The 26339-nt window shown below is 60.9% G+C and carries 17 protein-coding genes; 10 read left to right on the top strand and 7 right to left on the bottom strand.

Annotation, left to right across the window (positions count from 1 at the left end; all coding sequences use genetic code 11):
* Window positions 1-406 precede the first annotated feature (406 nt).
* From ROI90_RS07910 to ROI90_RS07900, 3 genes are all read left to right on the top strand, one after another.
* Window positions 407-1441 (top strand): glycoside hydrolase family 43 protein, encoded by a 1035-nt coding sequence (locus ROI90_RS07910; RefSeq protein ID WP_315997791.1) that lies wholly within the window; start codon window positions 407-409, stop codon window positions 1439-1441.
* A gap of 124 nt (window positions 1442-1565) precedes the next feature.
* The gene (locus ROI90_RS07905; protein ID WP_315997790.1) at window positions 1566-2666 is read left to right on the top strand and encodes a cellulase family glycosylhydrolase; all 1101 of its coding nucleotides are present in this window, start codon (window positions 1566-1568) and stop codon (window positions 2664-2666) included.
* A gap of 82 nt (window positions 2667-2748) precedes the next feature.
* Entirely contained in the window at window positions 2749-3816 is a 1068-nt protein-coding gene (locus ROI90_RS07900) for a glycoside hydrolase family 43 protein (protein WP_315997789.1), read from the top strand.
* A gap of 110 nt (window positions 3817-3926) precedes the next feature.
* Here ROI90_RS07900 and ROI90_RS07895 read toward each other — a convergent pair whose 3' ends face one another.
* Together ROI90_RS07895 and galK are read right to left on the bottom strand one after the other, a co-directional pair.
* Entirely contained in the window at window positions 3927-4979 is a 1053-nt protein-coding gene (locus ROI90_RS07895; protein WP_315997788.1) for a UDP-glucose--hexose-1-phosphate uridylyltransferase, read from the bottom strand.
* A 285-nt stretch (window positions 4980-5264) separates the two neighbouring features.
* Window positions 5265-6434: a galactokinase gene (gene galK, locus ROI90_RS07890; RefSeq protein WP_315997787.1), complete on the bottom strand. Its 1170-nt coding sequence runs from the start codon at window positions 6432-6434 to the stop codon at window positions 5265-5267.
* A 399-nt stretch (window positions 6435-6833) separates the two neighbouring features.
* Here galK and ROI90_RS07885 point away from each other — a divergent pair, with 399 nt between their 5' ends.
* From ROI90_RS07885 to ROI90_RS07860, 6 genes are all read left to right on the top strand, one after another.
* A complete protein-coding gene (locus tag ROI90_RS07885) occupies window positions 6834-9929 on the top strand; it encodes a SusC/RagA family TonB-linked outer membrane protein (RefSeq protein ID WP_315997786.1) in 3096 nt (1031 codons plus the stop codon).
* Between the two features lie 41 nt (window positions 9930-9970).
* Complete coding sequence (locus ROI90_RS07880) at window positions 9971-11524, top strand: RagB/SusD family nutrient uptake outer membrane protein (protein ID WP_315997785.1); 1554 nt, start codon at window positions 9971-9973, stop codon at window positions 11522-11524.
* A gap of 172 nt (window positions 11525-11696) precedes the next feature.
* The gene (locus ROI90_RS07875; RefSeq protein WP_315997784.1) at window positions 11697-12767 is read left to right on the top strand and encodes a glycoside hydrolase family 43 protein; all 1071 of its coding nucleotides are present in this window, start codon (window positions 11697-11699) and stop codon (window positions 12765-12767) included.
* Between the two features lie 36 nt (window positions 12768-12803).
* Entirely contained in the window at window positions 12804-14432 is a 1629-nt protein-coding gene (locus tag ROI90_RS07870) for a family 43 glycosylhydrolase (RefSeq protein WP_315997783.1), read from the top strand.
* A gap of 116 nt (window positions 14433-14548) precedes the next feature.
* Window positions 14549-15775, top strand: coding sequence for an aldose epimerase family protein (locus ROI90_RS07865; protein WP_315997782.1), 1227 nt, complete (start codon window positions 14549-14551; stop codon window positions 15773-15775).
* A 122-nt stretch (window positions 15776-15897) separates the two neighbouring features.
* Window positions 15898-17601, top strand: a complete 1704-nt coding sequence (locus ROI90_RS07860; RefSeq protein WP_315997781.1) for a sodium:solute symporter family transporter — start codon at window positions 15898-15900, stop codon at window positions 17599-17601.
* A 58-nt stretch (window positions 17602-17659) separates the two neighbouring features.
* Here the strand turns inward: ROI90_RS07860 and ROI90_RS07855 are convergent, their stop codons facing one another.
* Window positions 17660-17896, bottom strand: a complete 237-nt coding sequence (locus ROI90_RS07855) for a hypothetical protein (protein WP_315997780.1) — start codon at window positions 17894-17896, stop codon at window positions 17660-17662.
* A gap of 247 nt (window positions 17897-18143) precedes the next feature.
* Between ROI90_RS07855 and ROI90_RS07850 the strand changes: the two genes are divergently transcribed.
* Complete coding sequence (locus ROI90_RS07850; RefSeq protein WP_315997779.1) at window positions 18144-18788, top strand: cysteine hydrolase family protein; 645 nt, start codon at window positions 18144-18146, stop codon at window positions 18786-18788.
* Window positions 18789-19009: 221 nt separating this feature from the next.
* On the opposite strand, the gene ROI90_RS07845 is transcribed toward ROI90_RS07850, so the two are convergent.
* The 4 genes from ROI90_RS07845 to ROI90_RS07830 all read right to left on the bottom strand — a co-directional run bounded on the left by ROI90_RS07845 (window position 19010) and on the right by ROI90_RS07830 (window position 26258).
* The gene (locus ROI90_RS07845) at window positions 19010-21472 is read right to left on the bottom strand and encodes an outer membrane beta-barrel protein (protein WP_315997778.1); all 2463 of its coding nucleotides are present in this window, start codon (window positions 21470-21472) and stop codon (window positions 19010-19012) included.
* A 163-nt stretch (window positions 21473-21635) separates the two neighbouring features.
* A complete protein-coding gene (locus ROI90_RS07840; protein WP_315997777.1) occupies window positions 21636-22082 on the bottom strand; it encodes a MarR family winged helix-turn-helix transcriptional regulator in 447 nt (148 codons plus the stop codon).
* Between the two features lie 172 nt (window positions 22083-22254).
* A complete protein-coding gene (locus ROI90_RS07835) occupies window positions 22255-24411 on the bottom strand; it encodes an outer membrane beta-barrel family protein (RefSeq protein WP_315997776.1) in 2157 nt (718 codons plus the stop codon).
* Between the two features lie 590 nt (window positions 24412-25001).
* Complete coding sequence (locus tag ROI90_RS07830) at window positions 25002-26258, bottom strand: pyridoxal phosphate-dependent aminotransferase (RefSeq protein WP_315997775.1); 1257 nt, start codon at window positions 26256-26258, stop codon at window positions 25002-25004.
* Window positions 26259-26339: the final 81 nt, after the last annotated feature.

The raw sequence follows: 26339 nt of genomic DNA, 5'->3' as shown, positions 1-26339 counted from the left end.
CAGTAAGAAGGGTGGGGCATGGGCAAGGAACTGGCGAGGCCAAACGCTAGAGCTAGGCCTTACATAAGTGGTGAGTAAGTACTCAAAAGGAACCCCGAATCGGGCTTGCAGGCAAGATGCAGATAAATGTGCAAACGTTTGCGTTATTTCGATACTAAGATTAGCTTGCACCGCCGCAAGTATCCAAGGGCCCACTGCTCAACCGTCGGTCAACCACCCGAATTCGCCAGATACGGTCCCCAGTTAGCCGTTGCTGTTGGCCCTGGTTAGCCTTAGCCGGCAGTGGCACTTGGCTGTACTTCGGGTGTGCAGGATTGCAACCCCGTAAGTGCTTTCTCCCTTAAATACAGCCGCTGCCCGGAATTGCACTTCCGTTCCCGTCTGCGTTGCTCCTCCCCATACTACCATGAACATTGCTACTCGTGTTTGCGCCGTACTGCTTGGGGCCAGCTTCACCGCTGGCTTGGCCTCACCGGCACTGGCCCAGCAGAAGCCCGCTGCTACCTTCCGCAACCCCCTGCGCACGGAAGGCCCCGACCCTTGGGTAACCCGCCACGGTGGCTTCTATTACTACACCCACACCACCGGCCGCAACATCACACTTTGGAAAACCCAGGCCTTAAGCGCCGTGCCCCAGGCGGCGGCCGCAGTGGTCTGGACGCCGCCCGCTACCGGCCCCAACTCCGCCGAAATTTGGGCCCCGGAACTGCACCGCCTCGACGGCAAGTGGTACCTCTACTACACGGCCACCGATAAAGCCCGGGCCGGCGACAACAGCCGCTACGTGTTTGTGCTGGAAAATGCCGCTTCTGACCCCACCACGGGTACCTGGGCGGACAAGGGCCGGGTAAATACCAAGCACACCGGCCTCGACGGCTCGGTGTTTGAGCAGGACGGCAGGCGGTATTTCCTGTATTCGGCGTACGTGGGGCCCCAGAGTGTGCTGGCCATTGCTCCCATGACGAATCCGTGGACGCTGGCCCCCGAGAGAGAGGTAATTATTGCCCGCCCTAGTTTTGAGTGGGAGAAAGGGGGCGGCCGTCAGATTTTGGAAGGCCCCGAGTTTCTGGCCGGCAAGCAGGGCCAGCTGCTGGTAGTGTACTCGGCCAGTGCCTGTTGGGATGATAACTACTGCCTGGGAATGCTCACGGCCCGCAAAGGCAGCGACCCACTCCGGCCCGAGTCCTGGACTAAAGTACCCCAGCCCGTGTTCAAGCCCTCGGCTGAAAACCAGGTGTGGGGCACGGGTCATAACAGCTTCACAAAATCGGCGGACGGGCGCGAGGACTGGCTGGTGTACCACGCCAAAGCCGCCGCCGACGGCAAGTGCGAGGGCCGCAGCTCCCGCATGCAGCGCTTCACCTGGAACCCCGACGGCACCCCCAACTTCGGCGTACCCGTGTCGCTGACGCAACCCCAGCCCAAACCCTCAGGCGAGTAGGCGCCCGGTACCCATGCCTGCGGCGTCATGCAGGTATTGTCGACCCCTCCCTGTAAGCGGGCGGGATACTAATTGTCAAGGGCCGCTTTCACTAGAATTCCATCCTTCCACCATTTCCTTGTTCATGAAAAAGCTGCTGCTCTTTCTTCTGCTGCTGAGCTCCACCACCAGCACGTTCGCCCAAAAAACCAAGATAAAAACCAAAGGCTCGGCGGCTATGGCCGCCACCTTGCAGGGCCAACGCTGGTCGGCGGAGAAGGCCCAGGCCTGGTACCGGCAGCATCCCTGGATGTCGGGGGCCAATTTCACGCCTAGCACTGCCATCAACCAGCTGGAAATGTGGCAGGCTGATACGTTTGACCCCCAAACCATTGATAAAGAACTGGGCTGGGCCGAGGGCATCGGCTTTAATACCATGCGCGTGTTTCTGCACAGCCTGGCCTGGCAGCAGGATCCGCAGGGCTTCAAAAAGCGCGTGGGCGACTACCTGGCCCTGGCCGACAAGCACCACATCAGCACTATTCTGGTGTTTTTTGATGACTGCTGGGGCAAGGATCCCAAAGCCGGCCCCCAGCCCGCACCCAAGCCCGGCATCCATAACTCCGGTTGGGCCCAGGACCCCGGCGACCCGGCCTCCCGTGACTCGGTTACATTCGTGAAGCTCAAGCCCTACGTGCAGGACGTACTGCGCAGCTTCGCCACCGATAAGCGCGTGCTGCTCTGGGATTTGTACAATGAGCCTGGCAATAATAACAAGGGTAATGCCTCGCTGCCCTTGCTGCGCAACGTGTTTGCCTGGGCCCGGGAAGTAAACCCTAGCCAGCCCCTGAGCGTGGGCCTCTGGAACTGGGGGCTTAAGGAGCTGAATACCTTTCAGGCCCTGAATTCTGATGTAATGACCTACCACAACTACGACGAGGTGCCGGCCCACGAGCGGGTAATTGAGCTGCTCAAAACCCACGGCCGCCCCATGATTTGCACCGAGTACATGGCCCGTCCCCGCAACTCCCGCTTCGTAAATATGCTGCCCTTGTTGAAAAAATACAATATAGGAGCCATCAACTGGGGCCTGGTAGATGGCAAAACCAACACCAAGTACCAGTGGGATGTACCCGTAGCCGATGGTGGCGAGCCGGGCGAGTGGTTCCACGAAGTATTCCGCAAGGACGGCACGCCCTACCACCAGGACGAAACCGACCTGATCCGGAAAACCAACGGTAAATAAGGTCAATTCCTCCTTTGCCCGCCTTTCATCCTCTTCCTGCGCGAGCCAAAGGGAAAGTGAAGGGCGGGCTTTAGATGTGCCCATGAAAAACGTACTCTACGCCAGCCTGCTGCTGGGAGCTTCGGTGCTGTTCGCGGGGCCACTTCAGGCCCAGCAGCAGCCTGCCTCTACGGCTGCCACCTTCACCAACCCGCTGCTGCCAGCCGGCGCCGACCCCTGGAGCGTGTACCATAACGGCTTTTACTACTACACCCACACCACCGGCCGTAACATCACGCTCTGGAAAACCCGGTCCCTGAGCCAGTTGCGCACCGCCCCGAGCAGGGTAGTCTGGACGCCGCCGGCCGCCGGCCCCAACTCCCGCGAAATCTGGGCCCCGGAGCTGCACCGCATTCAGAGCAAATGGTACCTGTACTACGCCGCCGATGCCGGCCGCAACCCCGACCACCGGCTGTTTGTGCTGGAAAACAGCTCGGCTGACCCTTTGGAGGGCACCTGGGTGGATAAAGGCCAGATAACGGACGCCACCAACAAATGGGCCATTGATGGCTCGGTATTCGAAAACAACGGACAGCTGTACTTCGTGTGGTCGGGGTGGGAAGGCGACACAAATGGGCGCCAGGATATCTACCTGGCCCGCATGCAGAACCCCTGGACCATTGCCGGTCCCCGGCTGAAAGTCTCGACGCCAGTGTACAGCTGGGAGCGAAACGGCGACCTGAACAACCCCAACGACGTACCCCACGTGGACGTGAACGAGGGGCCCGAAGTGCTCAGCCACAATGGCAAGCTCTACCTTATCTACTCGGCCAGCGGCTGCTGGACCGATACGTATGCCCTGGGTATGCTCACTGCCTCCGCCAGCGCCGACCTGCTCCAGCCCGGCTCCTGGGCCAAGTCGCCCACGCCGGTTTTCCAGCAGAATGCGGCCAACAAGGTGTACGCCCCCGGCCACAATTCCTTCTTCAAGTCGCCGGATGGCACCCAGGACTGGATTCTCTACCACGCCAACGACGAGCCTGGCCAGGGCTGCGGCCGGTTCCGCACTCCCCGGGCCCAGCCCTTCACTTGGAATACCGATGGCTCACCCAATTTTGGTAACCCACTCCCCATTACCCAGCTAATACCACGGCCCTCCGGCGAGAAGTAGGATAAAAACAAAAGCGCCCGTAGCTCATTGCTACGGGCGCTTTTGTTTCAACTAAATCTGTTGCTCAGGATGACGGCTCAAAGCATAGCTTCGCCCAGGAAAGAGCCCTACTACGGCTGAGCCTGTTTGTAGTGGATTTCGGGCAGCTCCCGCAGGCGCTGGGCGGCATACTCGGGAGTGATGTCGCGCTGGGGGCTGCCTAGTAGCTCGTAACCCACCATGAACTTGCGCACCGTGGCCGAGCGTAGCAGCGGTGGGTAGAAGTGCATATGCAGGTGCCACTCGGGGTGCGCGGCCCCGTCGGTGGGGCGCTGGTGCAGGCCGGCGGAGTAGGGGAAGGAGGTCTGGAACAGGTTGTCGTAGCGGATGGTGAGGCGGCGCATGGCGTCGGCCAGCGCGTCACGCTCCGTTTCCGTAAGTTGGGTCACGTCCTGCACGGCGCGGCGCGGTAGTACCAGCGTCTCGAAGGGCCAGGCTGCCCAAAAGGGCACCAGCACCACCCAGTGCTCGTTTTCCAGCACCACGCGCTGCTGTTCTTTCAGTTCAATAGCCAGGTAGTCGGCCAGCAAGGTGCGGCCGTGCTGCTGGAAATGGGCCAGCTGCTGCACGGTTTCCTTGGCCGGGTCGGTGGGCACGGTGCGCTGGGCCCAGATCTGGCCGTGGGGGTGGGGGTTAGAGCAGCCCATTACCGCGCCCTTGTTCTCGAAGATTTGCACGTAGTTGATATCGGGCCGGGCCCCGAGCTCGGCAAACTGCTCTGCCCACACGTCCACCACCCCCCGTATGGCCTCCACGCTCATTTCCGGCAGGGTCAGGTCGTGGCGGGGTGAAAAGCAGATGACCCGGCCCACGCCCGATTCGGCCTCGGCCCGCAAGAGTCCGCCCTGCTCCACCGTACCGGTGGGTGCATCGGGGGTGAGGGCAGCAAAGTCGTTGTCAAAGACGAAGGTGCCAGTGTAGGCGGAGTTGACGGCCCCGTTGGCGCGGGTGTTGCCAGGGCAGAGGTAGCAGGTAGGGTCGTAAGTGGGGCGCTGGCTCCGGTCGGGGGCTTCCTGCTGGCCCTGCCAGGGGCGCAGGGCGCGGTGGGGCGACACAAGCAGCCACTCGCCCGTGAGCGGGTTGAAGCGGCGGTGCGGGTGCTGGGCTAGATCAAAGGCGGCCATCGGAAAAAGAAAAAAGACGGCAAGCCGTCAAGGAGTTGAAAAAGGGAAAGATCAGGCAAGTAACCGGTACAAATCATACTGCAGAACCAGCCCTGGGTTGCCCCGCCTGAACACTGGTTGCTTCGGACCGGGGCGGCAGACGGCAATTCCCACGCTACCGCCTACCGCTTACCCGGCCCAAAACAAACAGGTACTAACTTACTACAAGCACTACCTGCACGAGTATTATGGCTCCTACCTACGCCGCTGGCGCCTTGCTGCCCAGAGCGGAAGAAGGCAGCCGGTCTAAGCCGGTATACTGGTTGGCTCCAGAGCGGACACGCCCCCCACAATAGTAGTTTGATAAGTTTCCAGCTTCAGGCCTAGCTGCTGCTGATAGGCCGCCTGCATGGCAGCCACAAAGGCAGCCACCTGCTCCGGCGCTACCAAGTTGATGGTACAGCCCCCGAAGCCGCCGCCCATCATGCGGGCACCGTACACCCCCGGTAGGGCCCGGGCGGCTTCAACCAGTACATCCAACTCTGAGCAGCTAACGGCGTAATCGTCGCGGAGGCCGGCGTGGGAGGCGTACATGGCCTGCCCGAATGCTACCAGGTTGCCAGCGGCCAGGTGCTGGCAGGCTAGTTCCACGCGCTGATTTTCCTCTACTACGTAGCGGCAGCGGCGGTATACTACCGCGCCCATCTCGGCCTGGTGAGTTTCCAGCTGGGCCAAGGTTGCGTCGCGCAGGCTCGTTACCTCGGGGTAGTACCGCCGTAGTACGCTCACGCCCTGCTCACACTCCTGGCGGCGGGTGTTGTACTCCGAGCTGGCCAGGCTGTGCTTCACCCCGGAGTTGCACAACACAATATGGCAGGCCTGGGTATCGAAGGGAAAGTACTCATACTCCAGAGAGCGGCAATCCAGCCGCACTACCTGATTGGGCTGGCCAAACAAACTGGCAAACTGATCCATGATGCCGCACTGCACGCCGGCAAACTCGTGCTCGGCCAGTTGGGCTATGCGCGCCAGCTCCATGCGGCTCAGCGTGGTGCCCAACAGCTCGTTCAGGGCAAACGCCAGCCCGCACTCCACCGCCGCCGACGACGACATGCCTGCCCCAATGGGCACATTGCCCCCAAACACGCAGTCGAAGCCTGGTACCGTAATACCGCGCTGCTGAAACTGGGCCACCACGCCCTTCAGGTAGTTGGCCCAGTGCGGTTTGCCCGGCTGCAGGCCCGTTAGCTCAACGGTGCAATGTGCCTTGTTGTCGTAGGAATAGAGCCGGGCCTTGCTCGTGTTGTTCAGGGCCACGGCAAACACGATTTCCTTGTCAATGGCGGCGGGCAGCACAAAGCCGTTATTATAGTCGGTGTGTTCCCCGATAAGATTCACGCGCCCTGGAGCGCGCACTAGCAGGGGAGTAGCCGAAAAGTGTTTCTGAAAAGCAGCGAGGATGCGGGTAGACAGCATGAGGCAGAAAGTGGAGCAGGGGTGAAGGGCGGCCGCAACGAGTACCCGTAGCAAGTACTTGTGCAAACGTTTGCAAATCTAAATCAAAAATCCGGCATATACAGTACAGTCGAGCTTGATTTGAGCAGGAGGAATGAGATATAGCAGGGAGAAACTTGCACTATGGTAGCTGCGAGTGGAGGCAAGAATTTTTTAATTTCTTGACAATTGAGTGAATACTCACTATTCTTACGCAGTCGAATGAGCCAGTAGTTGCTTAATTCGGCGGCTGGTAGCTGCTTAGAACACCTTGGCAGGCCGAATTAACGCGCTTTTCATCCATAGCCGCAAACGTTTGCACTTGCTTTCCATACGCAAACGTTTGCAATTCCTACTTCTTCACCCACCTTTCTACTCCCCATGAAGAACTCCTTACAACGCATGCGTCGGCAAACAGTACCGGCGCTGGTAGCCTGTCTGCCCCTGCTGGCTCCCGTGGCCGGGCAGGCCAGTGAGCTGCCCACCACGGCCGCCCACCGGGACGCGGTGCTGGCTACTACTGTATCCGGCCGCGTGCTGGACGAAAAAGGCCAGGGCATGCCCGGCGTAACGGTACTGGAACGAGGAACCTCCAACGGCGTTACCACCGACAGTGACGGGCGCTATACCTTGGCAGTGGCCGATAACGCTACCCTGGTTTTCTCCTTTGTGGGCTACACTACCCAGGAAGTGCCAGTGAACGGCCGCAGCAGCGTGGATGTGCGCCTGGATGTGGACAGCAAGGTGCTGAACGATGTAGTAGTAGTAGGCTACCTGACCCAGAAGCGGGAGGACGTAACCGGCTCAGTAGCCAGCGTAAGTGCCCGCGAAGCCCAAAAAGCCCCCGTAGCCACCATTGCGGAGGGTATTCAGGGCCGCCTGCCCGGCGTGCAGGTTATCAACTCCGGCGTGCCGGGCCAGGCTCCGCTGGTGAACATCCGGGGGCTGGGCACAGTGGGTAGCAACAGCACCCCGCTTTACATTATTGATGGGCTGTGGGTGGATAATATCCGGGACTTCAACCCCGCCGATGCCGAGTCGATACAGGTGTTGAAAGATGGGGCTTCCCTGGCACCCTACGGCTCACGTGGGGCCAACGGGGTTATCATCATCACCACCCGGAAAGGCAAATCGGGCGCGCCGGCTATTAGCTTCAACGCCTATCGTGGGGTCCAGAAAATTAATAAAACGTACGATTTGATGAATGCCCAGGAATGGGCTGTTATCAACCGGCAGGCCTACGAAAACGCCGGCCGCCCCGTGCAGCCCTACGTGGCCAACCCCACCGGCGTGGATACCGACTGGCAGAAAGAGCTGATCCGAACTGGCCGGGTGGAGGACTATAACCTGAGCTTCTCGGGTGGCGGCCCCAACTCCAACTTTCTGCTTTCGGGCGAATATTTCAACCAGAAAGGCACCACGGTAGGGCCCAAGTTTGAGCGCTACAGCGTACGGTTGAATTCGGGCTTTAACCGGGGCCGCCTGCGCGTGGGTGAGAACCTGCAGCTGGCCCGCACCAACTCCACGGCCATCAACGGGCTGCCCTTCCTGGATGTGTTGCGCATGCTGCCGGTTATTCCCGTAACGGATGCGGCCAACCCCGGCGGCTTTGGCTTCGGCAACAACAACGCCAGCACCTTTGGTACCAACCCCATTGCCCTGCAGAAGCTGCTGAACAACACCACTGAAAACAACCGGATTCAGGGCAACGTGTACGGGGAGCTGGATATCTTCAGCTTCCTGCGCTACCGCCTCAACCTGGGCGCCGAGTACCTGGCCTTCCACGACCGGGAGAAGCGCCAGTACGGGCAGTGGCGCCAGAACGACCCGTTGAACCCCTCGTACTACGCCGAAAACCAGGGCAACAGATTCTTCTCGATGGTGGAGAACACGCTGTCTTTTGATAAGAGCTTCGGGAAAAACAACGTGACGGCCGTAGCCGGCTACACCGAGCAGCACCAAACCGAAGACTTTACCCGAGGCCGCAATAATGACTACGGCGTTGGGCCAGTGTATTACTGGGCCCTGGATGCGGGCAGCACTGCCCCGCAGGTAGTGGGCTCCTCCTATACCTACAACAAACGCTCCTACCTGGGGCAGGTAACCTACGACTACGACCAGCGCTACCTGCTCACCGGGGCCATCCGCCGCGACGGGTCCTCGCGCTTCAGCCCCGAAAACCGCTACGGTACCTTCTACGCTGGTTCGGCGGGGTGGCGCATCTCCCAGGAGCAGTTTTTCGCTGACTTCACCGATAAAGTGAGCAACCTGAAGCTGCGGGCCAGCTACGGGGTGCTGGGCAACGAGCAGATTGGCGGACCCTACGGCGGGGCCTACCGCTGGCAGGGCGTAGTGAACCCCAATGTGAACTACCCATTTGGGGGTGACAACACGCAGAACGGTAATGTGCAGACCCAACTACCCAGCACGGACATTGCCTGGGAAGAGCGCCGCACTGCCAACTTCGGAGTAGATTTCGGCTTCCTGGAAGACCGCATCACGCTGTCGGTGGACCACTACCGCTCGGAAACGCGCAATGCCCTGGTGGATCCGGCCATTCCGTTGGTGCTGGGCAATGCGGGCAGCAACCCGTATCAGCGCATTGGGCGCATCAAGAACCAGGGCCTGGAACTGGTGCTGGGCTACAATGAAAACCGCCGCGACTTCAAGTACAGCGTTACGGGCAACCTGACCACCATCAAAAACGAAGTAACGCGCCTGAGCAATAGCGAGCGGCAGAACTTCTTCGTTGGTGGCCCCGGCGAATCGACCCGCACGGAAGTAGGCTACGAGCTGGGGTCTTTCTTCCTCTACCAGTTTGACGGTATTTTCCAGACCGGCGACAACATTGCCGGCAGCGCCCAGCCCACGGCCCAGCCCGGCGACGTACGCTATAAGGATATCAACAACGACGGCCAGATTACGGCGGCCGACCGCGCGCACATTGGTCGGGTGTTCCCCAAGCTCCAGTACGGCCTGAACCTGAGTGCCAGCTACAAGGGTGTCGATCTGTCGGCCTTCTTCCAGGGTGTGCAGGGTAACGACATCCTGAACACCGGCCGCTACTGGCTGGACCGCACCGACGACAACGGCAACTACCGCAAGGATTTCAGCCCCTGGACGCCCTCCAACCCCTCTACTACCACGCCCCGGGCTATTATTGCCGGTGGGGGTGGGCAGGCCGGGGAAGCGGCCATCAACAACTCACGCCTCAACTCCTCGCGGTGGCTGGAAGACGGCTCCTACCTGCGCCTGAAAAACCTGCAGATCGGCTACACCATTCCTAAGTCCCTGACGGAGCGGGTGAAAGGCATGAGCAGCCTGCGCTTTTATGTAACGGCCCAGAACCTGTTTACCGTGACGGACTACACCGGCTACGACCCCGAAGTAGTAAGTGGCAACCTCTCGCGGGGCGTAGACGAGGGTAGTTACCCCAACCTGCGTACCGTGTCGCTGGGCCTGCAGCTGGGCTTGTAATACGAGCCCCATTTTCCCCATCCTTCCCATCTGATATTCCCATGAAACTACATACTCTCCGCTTCGCCGCTCTGGCCAGCAGCCTGCTGCTGACGACGGCCTGCGACAAGGATTTTCTTGATCAAGTAAACCCCAACCAACCCACTACCGAATCGTTCTGGAAAACGGAGAGCGACGCTGTGAAAGGCATTAACGCCTGTTACAGCGGCCTGCAACAGTTGGGCACCTACCGGCGCTGGTTGCACTTTGCCTACGATTTGCGCTCCGACGACAGCTTCAGCCAGAGCCCCTGGGGCGAGCTAGCCGATTTCACGCGCTTCACCCAGGCCAACTACGACTTTGAGGTGTCGCAGAACCTGTGGCGGGACCATTACCGGGCCATTTGGCGCACCAACCAGGTGCTGGCCAACGTGCCTGCTATTCAGATGAACGAAACGCTGAAAAAGCGGGTGCTGGCCGAAGCCAAGTTTTTGCGGGCCCTGTACTACTTCAACCTGGTAACGCTGTACGGCAACGTGCCCCTGGCCCTCACGCCTTCCGACCCCAATGCCCTGCCGGCCCAGGCTACTTCGGAAGGGCAGGTGTGGGAGCAGATTGTGAAAGACCTACTGGATGCTAAGCCCGACCTGGACGTGTCCTACGGGGGCGGTAACGACACTGGCCGCGCTACCCGAGGTGCCGCTACTACGCTGCTGGGCAAAGCCTACATGCAGCAGCGGCTCTGGACACAGGCCTCGGCGCAGTTTGCCGAAGTTATTAGCTCCAACCGCTACCGGCTCACGGCCAACTTCACCGATAACTTCCGCCATACCACGGAAAACAACTCCGAGTCCATCTTTGAAGTCCAGTTCTCGGATGCCAAGCTGGGCGGTAACGACGGCGACGATGCTACTTCCTCGGAAGGTGGGCAACGCTCCCAATTTTGGGGGGTACCCGGCGCGGGCTTCGTAGATGGGGAAGTGCGGCCGTGGGTGGTAAATGAGTTTCTGCGGGAGCCTACCGCTACCGGAGCCCGCGACCCACGTCTGGCCTCTACGGTATTCTATAACCGCCGCCAGTTTACCTCCTCGCTGCCCGTGGATGGCGATACGCTGGTGTACGGTAACGGTTTCCTGCGCCGCTTCCGGGGCAACGCCCGCGACCTGAGCCGCGTGTACTGGCGCAAGTATCAAACCGACTACTTCCGCACCTTTGAGAACTTCGACTCGCCCATCAACCACCGCGTGATGCGCTACGCCGATGTGCTGCTGCTGCAGGCCGAGGCACTCAACGAGCAGGGCGTGACCAGTGATGCTATTCCGTTGATCAACCAGGTGCGTAGCCGCTCTGGCCTGGCCCCGCTTACGGCTGGCAGCTTCACGCGTGAAACGCTTCGGGCCCAGCTTATGCACGAGCGGGTAACGGAGCTGACGGGGGAGGGCCTGCGCTTCTTCGACCTCAAACGCTGGGGCCTGCTGGATAACCAGGCCGGCATCGACCAGCTGAAAGCCCGGGATACTGACTTTAACACCTTCCGCCTCGACCGTTCCCGCCTGCTGCCCATTCCGCAAACGGAAATTGACCTGGCCCGCTACCAGCAAAACCCCGGCTGGTAATTGACAAGTAAATGCCTGAAAATAGAGCCGTTCCGGCCTGGTGCCGGAACGGCTCTATTTTGCTGACGGGGAGCCGGTGGCTTGCTTTCCGCTGCCGGCCTTTTGCAAGTATCTTACTTTCGGCCCTTATCTATTCTGCTAAGCACTTTCCTTTCCAGTTTTTACCTTCCGCATGACCTGGTATCCCACCCGATTACTGCCTTTGGCGCTGCTGGCCCTGACGCTTTCCTGCAACAGTGGCTCTTCACCCACCCCCGCGCCGCCTACGCCCCCGCCGCCCGCGCCGCCTACCTCTACCACCTTCACCAACCCGCTGCTGAGTGTGGGCCCCGACCCCTGGGTATACCAGAAGGATGGCACGTACTACTACATGAGCACCACCGGCGGCAACATCGTCATCCGGAAAACGGCGAAGATGACCGACCTGGGCTCGTCCGTGAGTACGGTGGTCTGGACGCCCCAGCAGGCCGGCATCAACCAGCGCGACCTGTGGGCTCCCGAGCTGTTTTTCCTGGATGGGAAGTGGTACATCTACTACTCCGCCGACCCGCTTTGCTGCGCCGGCCACCGCGTGCACGTGCTGGAAAACGCCTCCGCCGACCCCACTACCGGCACCTGGACCTACAAGGGCCGCATTGCCAACCCCACCGCCGATTTGTGGGCCATTGATGGCACCGTGCTGGAGCAGAACGGCAAGCGGTACCTGATCTGGTCGGGCCACCAGACGGAGGGCGCCGGTACCCAGCGCCTCTACATTTCGGAGATGAGCAACCCCTGGACGCTGGTAGGCCCCCGGGTAGAACTCTCGCACCCCGAGTACAACTGGGAAACCATTGGGGAACCCGACGTGAACGAGGGTCCGGAAATTCTGAAACACGGTAACAAAACATTTCTGGTGTACTCGGGCAGCCACTGCAGCACGGATGACTACGCCCTGGGTATGCTCACGGCCTCTTCCACCGCCGACCCCATGCAGCTCTCTTCCTGGACCAAGTCCAGCACGCCGGTATTCACCAAGAACACCAGCGGGCAGGCATTCGGGCCGGGCCATAACGGCTTCTTCAAGTCCAAGGATGGCAGTGAAGACTGGATGATCTACCACGCCAACCCGCTAACGGGCCAGGGGTGCGGCGACAACCGCAGCCCCCGCATCCAGAAAATTACCTGGAAGGCCGATGGTACCCCCGATTTCGGCACGCCCGTGGCCCTGGGTACTGCGCTGACCAAGCCGGCCGGCGAGTAAGGCTGCCCTGATTTCTCGTTTAACGCCTTCACTACCTTGCAACAAAACTCTCTGCGTACTTCTGTGCGGCGGTTTAGCAGTCCGGTGCTGCTGAGCCTGGGTTTGCTGGCGGCCTGCCAGCGGCCAGCCACTATCACCACCCGTACTGGTAAGATGGGCAGCACCAGCAGCCCAGCCGCTGCAACGGCGCCGGCCGTTATTGCCAATCCCGTGCTGCCCGGCGACTTCCCCGACCCCTCCGTGGTGAAAGTCGGTGACACGTACTGGGCCACGGCTACCAGTTCCAACTGGGGCCCTACGTTTCCGCTGCTCAAGTCCAAGGACCTCATGAAGTGGGAGCTGGTGGGGCACGTGTTTCCGGGGGAGCGGCCGGCCTGGGCCGACTACTACTTCTGGGCCCCGGAAATCAGTGAAGAAGGCGGCAAAATTTACGTGTACTACACGGCCCACAAGCGCGGGGGCAACCTGGCCGTGGGCGTGGCCAGCGCCTCTAACCCCGCCGGCCCCTACACCGACCACGGCCCCCTGGTAGGTCAGCCCCACGGCTCCATCGATGGGTTTCCCATGCGCGACGAAAACGGCCAGCTCTACCTCATCTGGAAGGAGGACGGCAACAGCGTGCAGCAGCCCACGCCCATCTGGGCCCAGCGCATCAACGAGGCCCGCACCGCGCTGGTAGGGGAGAAGCAGGAGCTGTTCCGCAACGACCCCGCCACCTGGGAGGGCAACCTGGTGGAAGGCGTGTCGATAGTGCGCCGCGAGGGGTACTTCTACGCTTTTTACGCCGCCAACGGCTGCTGCGGCTCCGGCTGCACCTACGCCACCGGCGTGGCCCGGGCTAAAACCTTGCTGGGGCCCTGGGAGAAGTACGCCAAAAACCCTATCCTCATCAACAACGACGCCTGGAAGTGCCCCGGCCACGGCACGGCCGTGCAGCACCAGGGCCGCTGGTTTATGCTCCACCATGCCTACGCGGGCAACAGCCAGCAGTTTGTGGGCCGCCAGGGCGTGCTAACCGAGTTTACCTGGGCGGCCACCGGCTGGCCCGAGTTTCGGGGGGGCACCACGGCCGTAGCGCCTACGCCCGTGCCGGCGGTGAGCTTCACGGATGAGTACACCGGCAAAACCCTGGCTCCTTCCTGGCAGTGGCCCGTGGAGGAGCGCCCCACTTTCGCGTTGCGCGGCGGCCAGCTTTACCTCACTGCCCGCCCCGAGCACACCGGAGCTGCCCTGGGCCAGTCGACCACGGCTCCGGCCTACACGGCTACTACCACGCTGCTCAACCCCGCCGCCCTGCCCGCTGGTAGCCGTGCCGGCCTGGCTGCCCACGGCGACCCGGACAATACCCTGGCCGTGGTAGCTGGCGGGGGCAAAGTGCAACTGCTACAAACCGAAAAAGGCCAAACCAAAACCCTGGCCGAAACCACCCTGCCCGCCGCCAAAACCCTGCAGCTGCGCCTCCAGGCCCAACAAGGCAGCCAGTTTACCTTTGGGTGGAGCACGGACGGCGGGGCTACCTGGCAGCCCCTGCCCGCCGGCGGAGCGACCGTAAATGGTAGCTACCTGCCGCCCTGGGACCGGGGCATTCGGGTGGGGCCTCTGGCTCACGGCCCGGCCTCGGCAGTAGCCGTGTTCGAGAATTTCAAGCTGGAGCCCCAGCAGTAAGCTCTCATGCCGGGCGAAGCGAGGAAGCTGGATCAATCGTCAAGAGCCACCCCAACTTCTGCGCTTCGTCCGGCCGCTTGCTGCCGACAACCAACAACTACCAACCAACAACCAATATGACTTCATCTTCCCGCGCGGGCTTGGTGGCCAGTGGGCTGGCCAGCCTGTTGCTCACGGCCGCCTGCCAGCAGTCTGATAAGGCCACTACCGCCGAAACTGGTGCTACATCTGCCGCCGCTTCTTCCGATTCCACCCAGTCTTCTTCCGCAACCATGCCTACTTCCAGCGTCTTTGGCAAACTGGCCGATGGTACCGAGGTGCAACTCTACACCCTCACCAACGCCCACGGCCTAAAGGCCACCATTACGACCTACGGGGGCACGCTCACCAGCCTGCTCGTGCCCGATAAGGATGGCAAGATGGGGGATGTAGTGCTGGGTTTCGATGACTTGGCGGGCTACCTGGCCCCGGTGTACAAGCAGGAAGGCCCCTACTTTGGGGCCTTGATTGGGCGCTACGGTAACCGCATTGCCAAGGGCAAGTTCACCCTCGACGGTAAACAGTATTCCATCCCCACCAACAACGCGCCCAACACCCTGCACGGGGGCAAGGAAGGCTTCGACAAAAAGCTGTGGACGGCCGCGCCCGGCACCTCGGCCGAGGGGCAGACGCTCACGCTCACTTACCAGAGCAAGGACGGGGAGGAAGGCTACCCCGGCACGCTGACGGTAAAAGTAGTGTACACCCTGACCGAGGGCGACGCGCTGCGCCTCGACTACACGGCCACCACCGACAAGCCTACGGTGCTCAACCTCACCAACCACAGCTACTTCAACCTGAACGCGGCCTCCGGCAAGGGCATTCTGGACCACGAGCTGACCTTGAACGCCGACCGGTTTACGCCCGTGGATAACACGCTGATTCCGACGGGCGTGCTGCAGCCGGTGCAGGGTACGCCCATGGATTTCCGCCAGCCCCACCGCATCGGGGAGCGAATTAAGCAGGTGCCCGGCGCGGCCCCCGGCGGCTACGACCACAACTGGGTGCTGGCCGATACGCAGCGCAGCCGCCCGGAAAAGGCAGCCACCGTGTACGAGCCCACCACCGGCCGCGTGATGGACGTGTACACCGACCAGCCGGGAGTGCAGTTCTACTCCTCCAACTTCCTGAAGGGCAACCTGAAAGGCAAGGGCGGTATTACCTACAACCAATACGCGGGCCTCTGCCTGGAAACCCAGCACTTCCCCGATTCGCCCAACCGGCCCAACTTCCCCAGCACCACGCTCAAGCCCGGCGAAACTTTCCGCTCCACCACCGAATACCGCTTCAGCGCCCGCAAATAAGCTGTAGCGGCGTCAGAGTATCAACAGCCCGTCATCCCGAGCCTCCGAGGAATGACGGGCTGTTTTTCAGCTAGGCCTCAGGGCTTTTTTTACCTACTCTTCCTTTCCGATTTTCTTTTCGCATGCGCAACGCATTCAATACGCTGGACCTGGCGGTTTTTCTGTTTTACCTGGTACTCGTATCGGCCTACGGCTTTTACGTGTACCGCAGCAAGCAGAAAGCACAGGTTGATTCCAAGGACTATTTCCTGGCCGAAGGCTCGCTCACGTGGTGGGCCATCGGGGCCAGCATGATTGCCTCCAACATCTCGGCCGAGCAGTTCATCGGCATGTCGGGCTCCGGCTTTACGGTGGGCGTGGCCGTGGCCGCCTATGAGTGGGTGGCGGCCATTGTGCTGATTCTGGTGGCCGTGTTCTTCATGCCCATCTACCTGCGCCAGAAGATTTATACCATGCCCCAGTTTCTGGAGCAGCGCTACAACTCCACGCTGAGCCTGGTAATGAGCATTTTCTGGCTGTTTCTGTACGTGCTGGTTAATCTCACGGCCATTCTCTACCTGGGCGCGCTGGCCATCAGCAACCTCATTGGGGGCGGGGAGAGTTTTCACCTGATTCTGGTAGCGCTGGCCGTTTTTGCCCTCATTATCACCCTGGGCGGCATGAAGGTGGTGGGCTATACCGATGTCATTCAGGTGACCGTACTACTCATTGGGGGGCTAGCTACCAGCTACCTGGCCCTCACGCTGGTTAGCCAGAAATTCGGCCTCGGCAACGATGTAGTGGCGGGCTTCAACGTGATGATGCGCGACGCGGGCGACCATTTTCATATGATGTTCGACAAGCCCGCGCCCGACTCCAGCCAGGCCTACATCAACAAGTACTTGGCCCTGCCCGGCTTGGCCATGTACGCCGCCGGCCAGTGGGTGGCCAACCTCAACTACTGGGGCTGCAACCAGTACATCACCCAGCGCGCCCTCGGGGCCGATTTGCCCACGGCCCGCACCGGCATTCTGTTTGCTGCGTTCCTGAAGCTAATTATGCCGGTGATTGTGATGCTGCCCGGCATTGCCGCCTACGTGCTGCACAAAAACGGCTCCTTGCAGGCCGAAATGGCCTCTACCGGCGCCTTCAACCCCGATAATGCCTACTCCGCCATCCTCACCTTTCTGCCCAACGGTCTGAAAGGCTTGTCGTTGGCGGCGCTTACGGCGGCCATTGTGGCCTCGTTGGCCGGCAAAGCCAATTCCATTTCCACCATCTTCACCCTCGACATCTACCACCGCTACCTCAATAAAGAAGCCACCGAGCAGAAGCTGGTGTGGGTGGGCCGCGTCACCATTTTCGCCGCCATGTTCATGGCCGTTTTGCTGACCTGGAAAGATTTGCTAGGCATCAGTGGGGAAGGCGGATTCCAGTTTATCCAGAAGTATACGGGCTTTATCTCGCCCGGTATTGTGGCCGTGTTCCTGCTGGGCATGTTCTGGAAGCGCACCACCGGTACGGCCGCCGTGGCCGGTATTTTGTCGGGCTTTATCCTGTCGGTGTTCTTCAACAACTACGCCCCGGCCCTGTTCGGCAACGAAACGCTGCTCTATACGGCCTTCCCGAACGGGCAGGGCAGCTACGAAATTCCCTTCCTGATCTGCATGGGTTGGTCGTTCTTCTTTACCCTGCTGCTGATGGTGGCCCTGAGCTTGGCCGGCCCCGCCATCAACCCCAAAGGCCTGAACCTGGATGCCCGTATGTTTCGGGTGGCTCCGCGCCAGCTGGTACTCATCGTGGTTATCCTGCTGCTGATTTCGGCCCTTTACGTGAAGTTCTGGTAACCAAAACTTGCCTGCCTAATAGAAAAGGGGCAGCTCAAATGAGCGGCCCCTTTTCTGGTTAGTCACATAGCCAGTGGCCATTGTTTTTGTGATGGTAGGGGAAATGCACCTCGGTTTCCTCCGCGCCTTGCCGTAGCTGAGCAAGGGCCGTGCGCGTTTGGCTGCGGTGCCGGGCCCACAGGAGGCGGATAAAGGCCTTGCCGGGCTGATACAGATGATAGGTCCAGCTGCTGTAAAGCCGGGTGCGGCCACGTTGGCGGGGCGTCCAGTCCCAGCGCTTTTTGGGTTGTTTCATGGGAGCTATAGGTTGAGTACCTACAGCTCATGACAGGTTGCGAAGAAGCGAATCATAAGAAAGTGGCCTGGATGTGCCAGCCCCGCCAAGATGCTAAGAAGCGGCTAAAAATCCTGCTAAAGTGTGGCTGCGCAAGTACACACTGCAAGCGTAGCTCAGGTATAACGTAATAGAAATCAGTTGGCTATTGCGCAAGCGGCAGCCAGTGTGTACCTTAATTTCCCCGCAACCCCAATGCCCTATCGTTATGAAGCCAACCACTACTGCCGTCCTCCTGATTGAGTTTCAGAACGATTTCACGACGCCGGGCGGCTCCCTGCACGATGCGGTAAAAACCGTCATGAAATCGACGGATATGCTGGCCAACGCCGAGGAGCTGGCCCGGCAGGCCCGCAATGCCGGGGCCCTTATTGTGCACGTACCCATCAGCTTCACCGAAAACTACCGGGAGCTGCATCCCCGGCCCTACGGCATCCTCAAAGGCGTGGTCGAGAGCAACTCCTTCCGCAAAGGCTCCTGGGGTGCCGATATTGTGGACGTGCTCAAGCCCCAGCCCGAAGACATCATCATCGAAGGCAAGCGGGGGCTGGATGGCTTCGTGAGCACCAACCTGGACTTCATCCTGCGGCAGCGCGGCATCACCCACCTGGCCCTGGCCGGCTTCCTGACCAATTGCTGCGTGGAATCCACCATGCGCACGGCCTACGAGCTGGGCTACCAGGTGTACACCCTCACCGACTGCACCGCTACCGTGAGCGAGGAGGAGCAGCGCTTTGCCTACGAAAAGAATTTTCCCATGTTCTCCCGGCCCTGCACGCACCGGCAGTTTTTAGAACAGCTCTCCGCCCTGGAGCAACCCGAAACCGTGGACGAAAGCCGTAGCTACCACTAAGAACCTCTTCAGAGCTTGTTTGGGAATTTAAAAAGAACGTCATGCTGAGCTTGCCGAAGCATCTCTCCCGCTTCGTATGGGGCTTTTTCAATGAAGCGGGAGAGATGCTTCGGCAAGCTCAGCATGACGGAAAAGGCGTTTTCATGAATTCCCAAACACGCTTTTAGTTGATGCACTGTCTGTCATCCCTCGCGTTGCCCGGAATGACGGTTTTCAGCCCGTTACTGGCCGCCGGCGCGGCGCTTTTCGTCCTCGGCCCCGCCGCCCCGGCGCTTGGCGGGGGCCAGCTTATCGTTGCCGAAGCGGTAGGTGAAGGCCAGGGTGCCCTGCCGCGAATCCTGACGCTGGTAGAACCGCTCCACGTAAGTATCATACTCCGACACGGCATTGATGGGGCTGGTGAAGAAAATATCGGCCATGCTGAGCTTCAGAGTGGCTTTGCGGTTCCAGAAAGTTTTCTGCACGCCGGCGTTTACCTCCCCATTGGGCCGCACTTTCAGGAAGCCGTAAATGTCGCGGGCCTGGTAATCGGCGTTCAGCTCGGCGCTCCAGCCCTTGCCCAGCGTGAAGGTGTGGTTGGTGGTGAGGGTAAAAGAGCCCCGGCCCCGGTTCAGGTCGGTGCCGGCCAGGCTGCCCTCGAAGCGGCTGTAGTAAAACACGGCGTTGTTGTACATCGTCCACCACTTGCTTACTTCCACCGGCACCGTGAGCGTGAGGGCGTAGTAGTGCTGGCGGCGCAGGTTCTGGGTGGTGGATAGCACGGTGCTGTCTGTTTCGGGCTGCACTACGCTGATGAGGGGCAAGTTGGTAAGGCTATAGCTCAGGCCCAGGTTGTATTTCTGGCGGAAGGTGTGCGTGAGTTCCAGGTTGTAGCTGGTCTGGGGCCGCAGGTTGGGGTTGCCGCCGCCGGAAGTCGTTTTGTCGATAATCACCCGAAACGGGTTTAGCTGCCCATACGAAGGCCGGTCGATGCGGCGGCTCAGCGAGAGGCTGGTTTCATGCTTTTCAGAGAATACCCGTTTCAGGGCCGCACTCGGAAACAGCTGGAAATAATGGCGGGTAAAATTGGCCAGCTGGCCCGCTTGCACCACGTCCTGTTGGCCCTCGGCATTGGTTTGCTCCCCGCGCAGGCCGGCTTGCAGCGTGTACTTGGGTTGGGTATAATTTAGGTTAATGTAGCCCGCGTTGATGTTCTCATCATACCGGAACCGGTTGGAGCGGTTCTGGTCCAGTGTTCCATTCGTGAAAAACTGCACGTCGTTATCCGCCGATACCAGGCTGGTTTTGGCCCCGGCGTCCAGCCGCAGCTGCTTGCTCAGAAACTGGGTGTAATCCACCTTCGCCGACTGAATAGTGAGCGTGCCCTGCTGGTCGCCGGTAATGACCTCGCCCACCTGCTCGGCCCCGTTAAAACGGGTTTCCAGGCGCTGGTCCCGGCTGGTACGGTAGCGGGCGTAGTCGGCATCGGCCGTCAGCTCCCGGGTGCCCATCGTATCCTTGAAAGTATGGCGCAGGCTGAGGTTGCCGGCTATATTGGGCGTGCGGCCCACGCGCAGGTTATCGGAGTTGTAGCGCTGGGTCTGGTTACGCAGTAAGTCGTTGATGGTAGTGCTGTTGCGGCCCTTCTGGACGTTGCGGTTAGCCAGCCCACTCAGGCCCGCACCCAGCACCGTGCGCTCCGTGAGGTTGTAGTCAATACCCGCTTTCCAGGAGTGGGAGCGAAGCTGGAAGGGGGAGCGGTTGGCCTGGTCCGTCACCTGAATCAGCTGGCGGCCGGTTTCCCCACTCGCGCCGGGGCGGTAAAAGTCCCGGTGAATGGTCAGGCGCGGCTCCCCGGCGCGGTCGGTGTAGTTATAAGAGCCAAACAGGTTGTATTTCTGCTGGCGGTGGTTGAGGCTCAGGCCCGCGTTGTACTTGTTGTATTGGGTGCGGCCGTAGCTGGTATTCAGGCTGCCGTTGGTGCCTATCCGCTGGTCTTTTTTCAGGTTGATGGCAATGATGCCGGCCCCGCCCTGGGCGTCGTACTTAGCCGGTGGGTTGGTAATCAGCTCGATGCTCTTGAGCTGTTCCGCCGGCAACGCCCGCAGGTAATCGGCTAGCTCGGTGCCCGTCATAGGTTGGCGCTTACCGTCAATGAGCACCAGCAGGCCCTGTTTGCCGCGCAAAGCCAGGTTGTCGTTGCCGTCGATGGTTACGCCCGGGGAGCGGCGCAGCACATCCAGGGAGGTATTGCCGGCCGCCAGGGTCGAGCCCTCCACGTTTACGATGGTGCGGTCGGCTTCCCGCTCGAAGGTGGGGCGCTGGCCCGTAATAGTGACCTCCTTAAGGGCCGTGGCCGCATTGGGCTGCAGCGTGAGCTCTACCGGCCGGCCGGCGCCACCCGCCACCAATTCCAGCGGCCCGGCCCAGGCGCGCCCAAAGCCCACCTGCGAAGCCGAAATCAGGTAGCGGCCCGCGCCCTGCTCAAAACGAAAGTTGCCTTTCCCGTCGCTGAATTCGGTTTTGATGGCGACGGAGTCGGTGGCGCGGTGCAGCACGACTGTGGCAAATTCCACCGGCGTACCCGCCGCCGACTTTACCTGCCCATCAATGCTTTGTGCTAGTACCGGCGTGCTGCCCAGTAGGCTAAGCCCCAGCAGCCATTGTACCATTTGCCTAGAGCTGCTGCTGTGTAGTGTATTCATATATAGAGAGGAGAGAGGGTGAAGCATATCGGCAAAGCTGCTCCAGCGTCCCCGTAGGGTCGTTTTTGCGTCCTGCGAGAACAGGATTTATAGGTAGTACGAATTATTTCGTAGTAAACGTACGAATAATTTCGTATATAAAAATAGTGTTATCAATATTTTCTTAGCCATTGGCTTGCTCAGGCGCAGAGGTGCAATTCCCGGCAATCTGCTCCAGCAGGAAGCGGAGGGTATTTAAGTCGTTTTCGCTCAAACCCTGCAGGGCCTTAGCGCGGTTGCTGAGCACTACTGGTTCCACGGCTGCCAGGGTCCGTAGGCCTTCGGGGGTCACGCGCAGCTGGGTGCGGCGGCCATCGTGGGGGAGGGGCTCGGCACTCAGCAGCCCCCGTTGCAACAGCAACCGGATAATGCGCGCCACCGAAGCCTGGTCCTTGAAAACCCGCTCTGCAATTTCAGTTTGGGTTAGGTCGTCGGTTTCCTGAATTACCCGCAGCACCAGCCATTGGTCAATGGTAATGACAACGCCAGCCCGGTCGATGTTGGCTTGAGCCATGCGGCGGTACTGCCGAATGGCCTTGTCCAGGGAGTAGAATAGAATGGAAGAAAGCATGGTTAATGATATATCATATAGATGCATGATATATCATAATGGTTGCCTGCGCGTCAAAATTTAGTGTAAAAACTGGCAGTCAGCAGTGCTGGCTTTGCTTGAAAGTAGCGGAGGGTAGCAGCCTGATTGCAGGCTGCTACCCTCCGCTACTGGTTGCGGTATGGCCCTTGGGCTATTGTACGCCGGCGGCCCGGCGTTTTTCTTCGTCGGCGCTGCCGGCGCGTTTGCGGGCTGCCGTTACCTTATCGTTGCCGAAGCGGTAACTAACGGAGGCTGTAAGCACCCGCGAATCCTGGGCTGAGCGGAAGGTTTCGGTGAGGGGCTGGTAGCGGGAGGTTACGCGCAGGGGTGTAGTGTAGAGGATATCCGTGGCATTCAGCTTCAGCGTAGCCCGCCCCACCGATTTCTGCACGCCCAGGCTCAGCTGCCCAAAGGAGCGCACCAGCTGGTAGCCGTAGCGCTCCAGGGAGTTGTAGCTGCCGTTCAGTTCGGCGCTCCAGCCCTTGGGGAAGGTAAAGGAGTTGCTCAGGCTCAAGATAGCGCCGGGCTGGCTGGCCGGCAGCTCGGAGCCATTGACCTCACCCCGAAACCGGATATAAAACACCTCGGCATTGGCGTAGAGCTTCCACCACTTGGCGGCCTCCAGCGGCGAGGAAACCGTAAATCCCCAGTAATCCTGGGCGGTAAGGTTTACATCAATAGCAGCCAGCAGGCCCTCCGCATCCAGCAAGTACACGCTCAGGATGGGGCGGCGAGTGTGGGTATAGCGTAGGGCAGTGCTGGTTTTGTGCCGGAACGTGTGCGTGAGCTCCGCCTGACTGCTGATCTGGGGCCAGAGGGCGGGGTTGCCCACGCGGTAGGAGGTAGGGTCCACGTAGGAGCGGAAGGGGTTGAGCTGGTTGTAAGTCGGGCGGTCGAGGCGGCGACTAAGCGAGAGGGCCACCTCGTGGGCTTCGCTCAAGGGGCGCCGCAGGGTAAGGTTGGGAAAGAGCTGGAAGTAGTTGCGGCTGAACTGCTCTGCACCTACTGCCTGGCGGCCGTAGGTGCTGGTTTGCTCGGCCCGCAGCCCGGCCGTAACCTGCAGGGTGGGCCGGTTGCGGCTCAGGCTCAGGTACCCGGCCCGAATGTCTTCCTCGTACCGAAACTGGTTGGTCAGGCCGGCATCAACCTGCCGGCTGCCCCCGTTCAGCTCCCGCTCAAACAGCACGTCGTTTTCGGAAGTGACCCGGCTTACCTTCAGCCCGGCTTCCAGGCGCAGGCCGTGGCGCAGGGTTCGGAGGTAATCGGTTTTGCCGCTGAGTAGGGTAAGCTCTCCGCTCTGGTCGCCGAGCAGGCGGCTGGCAAAAGCGGCGGGGCGCAGCCCAGAGTTGGCACTCAGCTCCAGAGTGCGAGTCAGGTCGTAGCGGGCCACGTCCACATCGGCGGTCAGCTCTGGGGTACCCAGCGAATCCTTCGGGAATTGGTGGCGCAGCAGCGCGGTGGCCGTGAGGTTCGGTGTGAGCAGGTTGCGCCGGTTCTGGGCCTGCACCACTTCCGTAAGCTGGTACTGGGCATCGTAGAAGCGGGATTCATTCAGGCCCTGGGAAGGCAGGCGGCTTTCCAGCCCGCTCAGCACCAGCCCCAGCGTGGTGCGGGTGCTCAGCGTCACATCGGCCCCGGTGCGCCAGGTATGCGACTGGAGGTGCCCGCGGGGCGTGTTGTACTGCTCCAGAAACCGCTCCGGGCGGCCGTCCTGCAAGTACGTGCGGCTGATGGCCAGCTCCTGAAACGTCTGACGGTCGGCGTAGGCGTAGGTGCCGTAGAGGTTGAGGTGTTTGCGGCGGTAGTTGAGGCTCAGGCCACTGGTGAATTTGCCGTAGCGGCCTCGGCCGTAAGCGGCGTTGGCGCTGCCATTCAGGCCCAGGCGCTGGTCTTTTTTCAGGTTGATGCTGATAACGCCGGCCCCGCCCTGGGCGTCGTACCTGGCCGGCGGGTTGGTAATCAGTTCCATGGTGCCCACCTGTTCGGCGGGCAGGGCCCGCAGCAGCGCGGCTAGCTCCGCGCCCGTCATGGGTTGGCGTTTCCCGTCAATGAGCACCAGCAAGCCCTGGCGGCCGCGCAGGGCCAGGTTGTCGTTGGCATCCAGAGTTACGCCGGGGGCGCGGCCGAGCACATCGAGGGTGGTGTTGCCGGCGCTTAGTATGCTGCCTTCCACGTTCACCACGGTGCGGTCGGGCAGGCGCTCATACAGGGGGCGCTGGCCGGCCACGGTTACGCCTTTAAGCTGGGTAGCCGCTCCAGCCACCAGCCGGAACTCCAGCGGCGCTACGGGCTGCGTGCCGACTGCCAAGGGGCCCTGCCAGCTGCGGCCGTAGCCAAGCTGGCTGACCGAAACCAAATAGCGGCCCTCGGCTGGAACCGGCAGCTGGAAATGGCCCGCCGCATCACTGAACTCCGTTTTGACTACGGCCGAATCGGTAGTGCGGTGCAGGGTAACGGTGGCAAACTCCAGGGAGCCGGCCGCGGTACGCGGTACGAACGGTACCCGAAATAGGGGCGGGGCGGCTCTGGGCCAGGGCCACCGCGGAGGTCAGCACCAGTATGGAGCAACAGGTGAAACCGGCTACTGGCCGGGTAAAGAAACATAGCATGAATACACGTTCCGGTTGGTTGTGAAAATCGGAAAGTGCAATAGGAGCAGGAAGCGGGACGGCAGGGCAAACACCGTCGTAAACAGAGCAGATGCTACCGTTGTGCCAGAGCAGCAGCAAGCGGTAACCGGCGTAAGATAGCAGGATTGCGGGAGTGCGAAGCGAAAATATTGCCCCTGCACCGGCGCGGCTCCCGACCTGCCGGGCACGAAAAAGCCGGCTACTAGGCGGCAAAGCGCCTCCTGACAACCGGCCTCCTCAGGCAGCGCCGGCGCTATGCCGGCCGCCGCTACCGCAAGGCTTCCAGGGCGGCGCGCAACCGGGGCAAAGCCGCTTCAATGGATTCCAGGGAAGCACCGCCCACCGACATCCGGAACCAAGGAGAAGTACCATCCGTGCCAAAGGCGCTGAACGGCACCAAAGCCAGCCGGGCCTCACTAATCAGGTAGGAAGTCAACTCCTTGGTAGAGGTGAGCACCTGCCCGCCGGGGGTGCGGCGGCCCAGCACGTCCAGCTTAGCCGTGAGGTAAATAGCGCCCATCGGCACCATAGAGTCCACGGGCAGGCCGTCGGCTTTCATAGCTTGCAGGCCCTGGTGCAAGGCTTCCAGGCTGTGCTGCACTTTCTGCTTGAACGAGTCCAGGAAACCATCTACGGCGGCCGTCTGGGGCAGATACTGGGCCGTGGCTATCTGCTCGGCTTTGGGGGCCCAGGCACCCACGTGGCCCAGAATGGCCTTCATCTTGTCAATCACCGCAGCCGGCCCGAAGGCGTAACCTACCCGCACGCCAGTAGCGGCCAGGCATTTGGAAATCCCGTCGATGTACACGGTGTAGTCGCGCAGCTCGGGGCGCAGGTTTACCGGATCGTAGTGCTCGGTGTTGCCGAAGGTCAGCAGCCAGTAAATCTGGTCGTAGAGCAGGTACAGGGGTTTTTCCCCGGGGCCGCGGCGCTTGTTTTCGGCCACTACCAGGTCGCAGATGGCTTCCAGATCCTCGCGGCTGAAGACGGTGCCGGTGGGGTTGAGCGGGGAGCACAGGGCCAGCAGCGTCGCCCCGGCCAGGTGGGGCGCCAGCTCGGCGGCGGTGGGCATAAAGTTGTTCTCGGGGCGGGTTTCTACCATCACGGCCTCGGCCGAGGAGAGGTGGCAGTAGTGGTTGTTGTTCCAGCTAGGTACCGGAAATACCACCTTGTCGCCGGGGTCAACCAGGGCCAGGTAGGTGGCATAAATCAGCGGGCGGGAGCCGCCGGCCACCAGAAAATCGTTGGGGGAGTAGGCGAGCCCCAGGCGCGACTTAGTAAAGGCTGCGGCGGCCTCGCGCAGGGCGGCCATGCCGTTGGCGGGCGGGTAGTTGGTGTGCCCGGCCTGGTAGGCAGTGGTAATTTCGGCCTCCAGCTCCGCCGGAATGGGGAAGATGGACGGGTCAAAGTCGCCGATGGTGAGGTTGCAGATTTGCTCCCCCTTGCGAATCATATCATTGACTTCGTTGCCGATTTTGATGATTTCGGAGCCAATCAGGCTGCCGGCCATTCTCGAAACTTGCATGGGGCGTCGTGGTTAGGATCGGCCAAATATAGAAGACAGCCGTTGCCTCACCCGGTGTGGTGGCCAGAAACATGCGAAAAA

It is taken from the genome of Hymenobacter endophyticus (assembly GCF_032464715.1).
GTDB classification, from domain to species: Bacteria; Bacteroidota; Bacteroidia; order Cytophagales; family Hymenobacteraceae; genus Hymenobacter; species Hymenobacter endophyticus.
The sequence above is the reverse complement of the archived record's forward strand: the minus strand, read 5'-3'. Positions and strand labels throughout refer to the sequence as shown.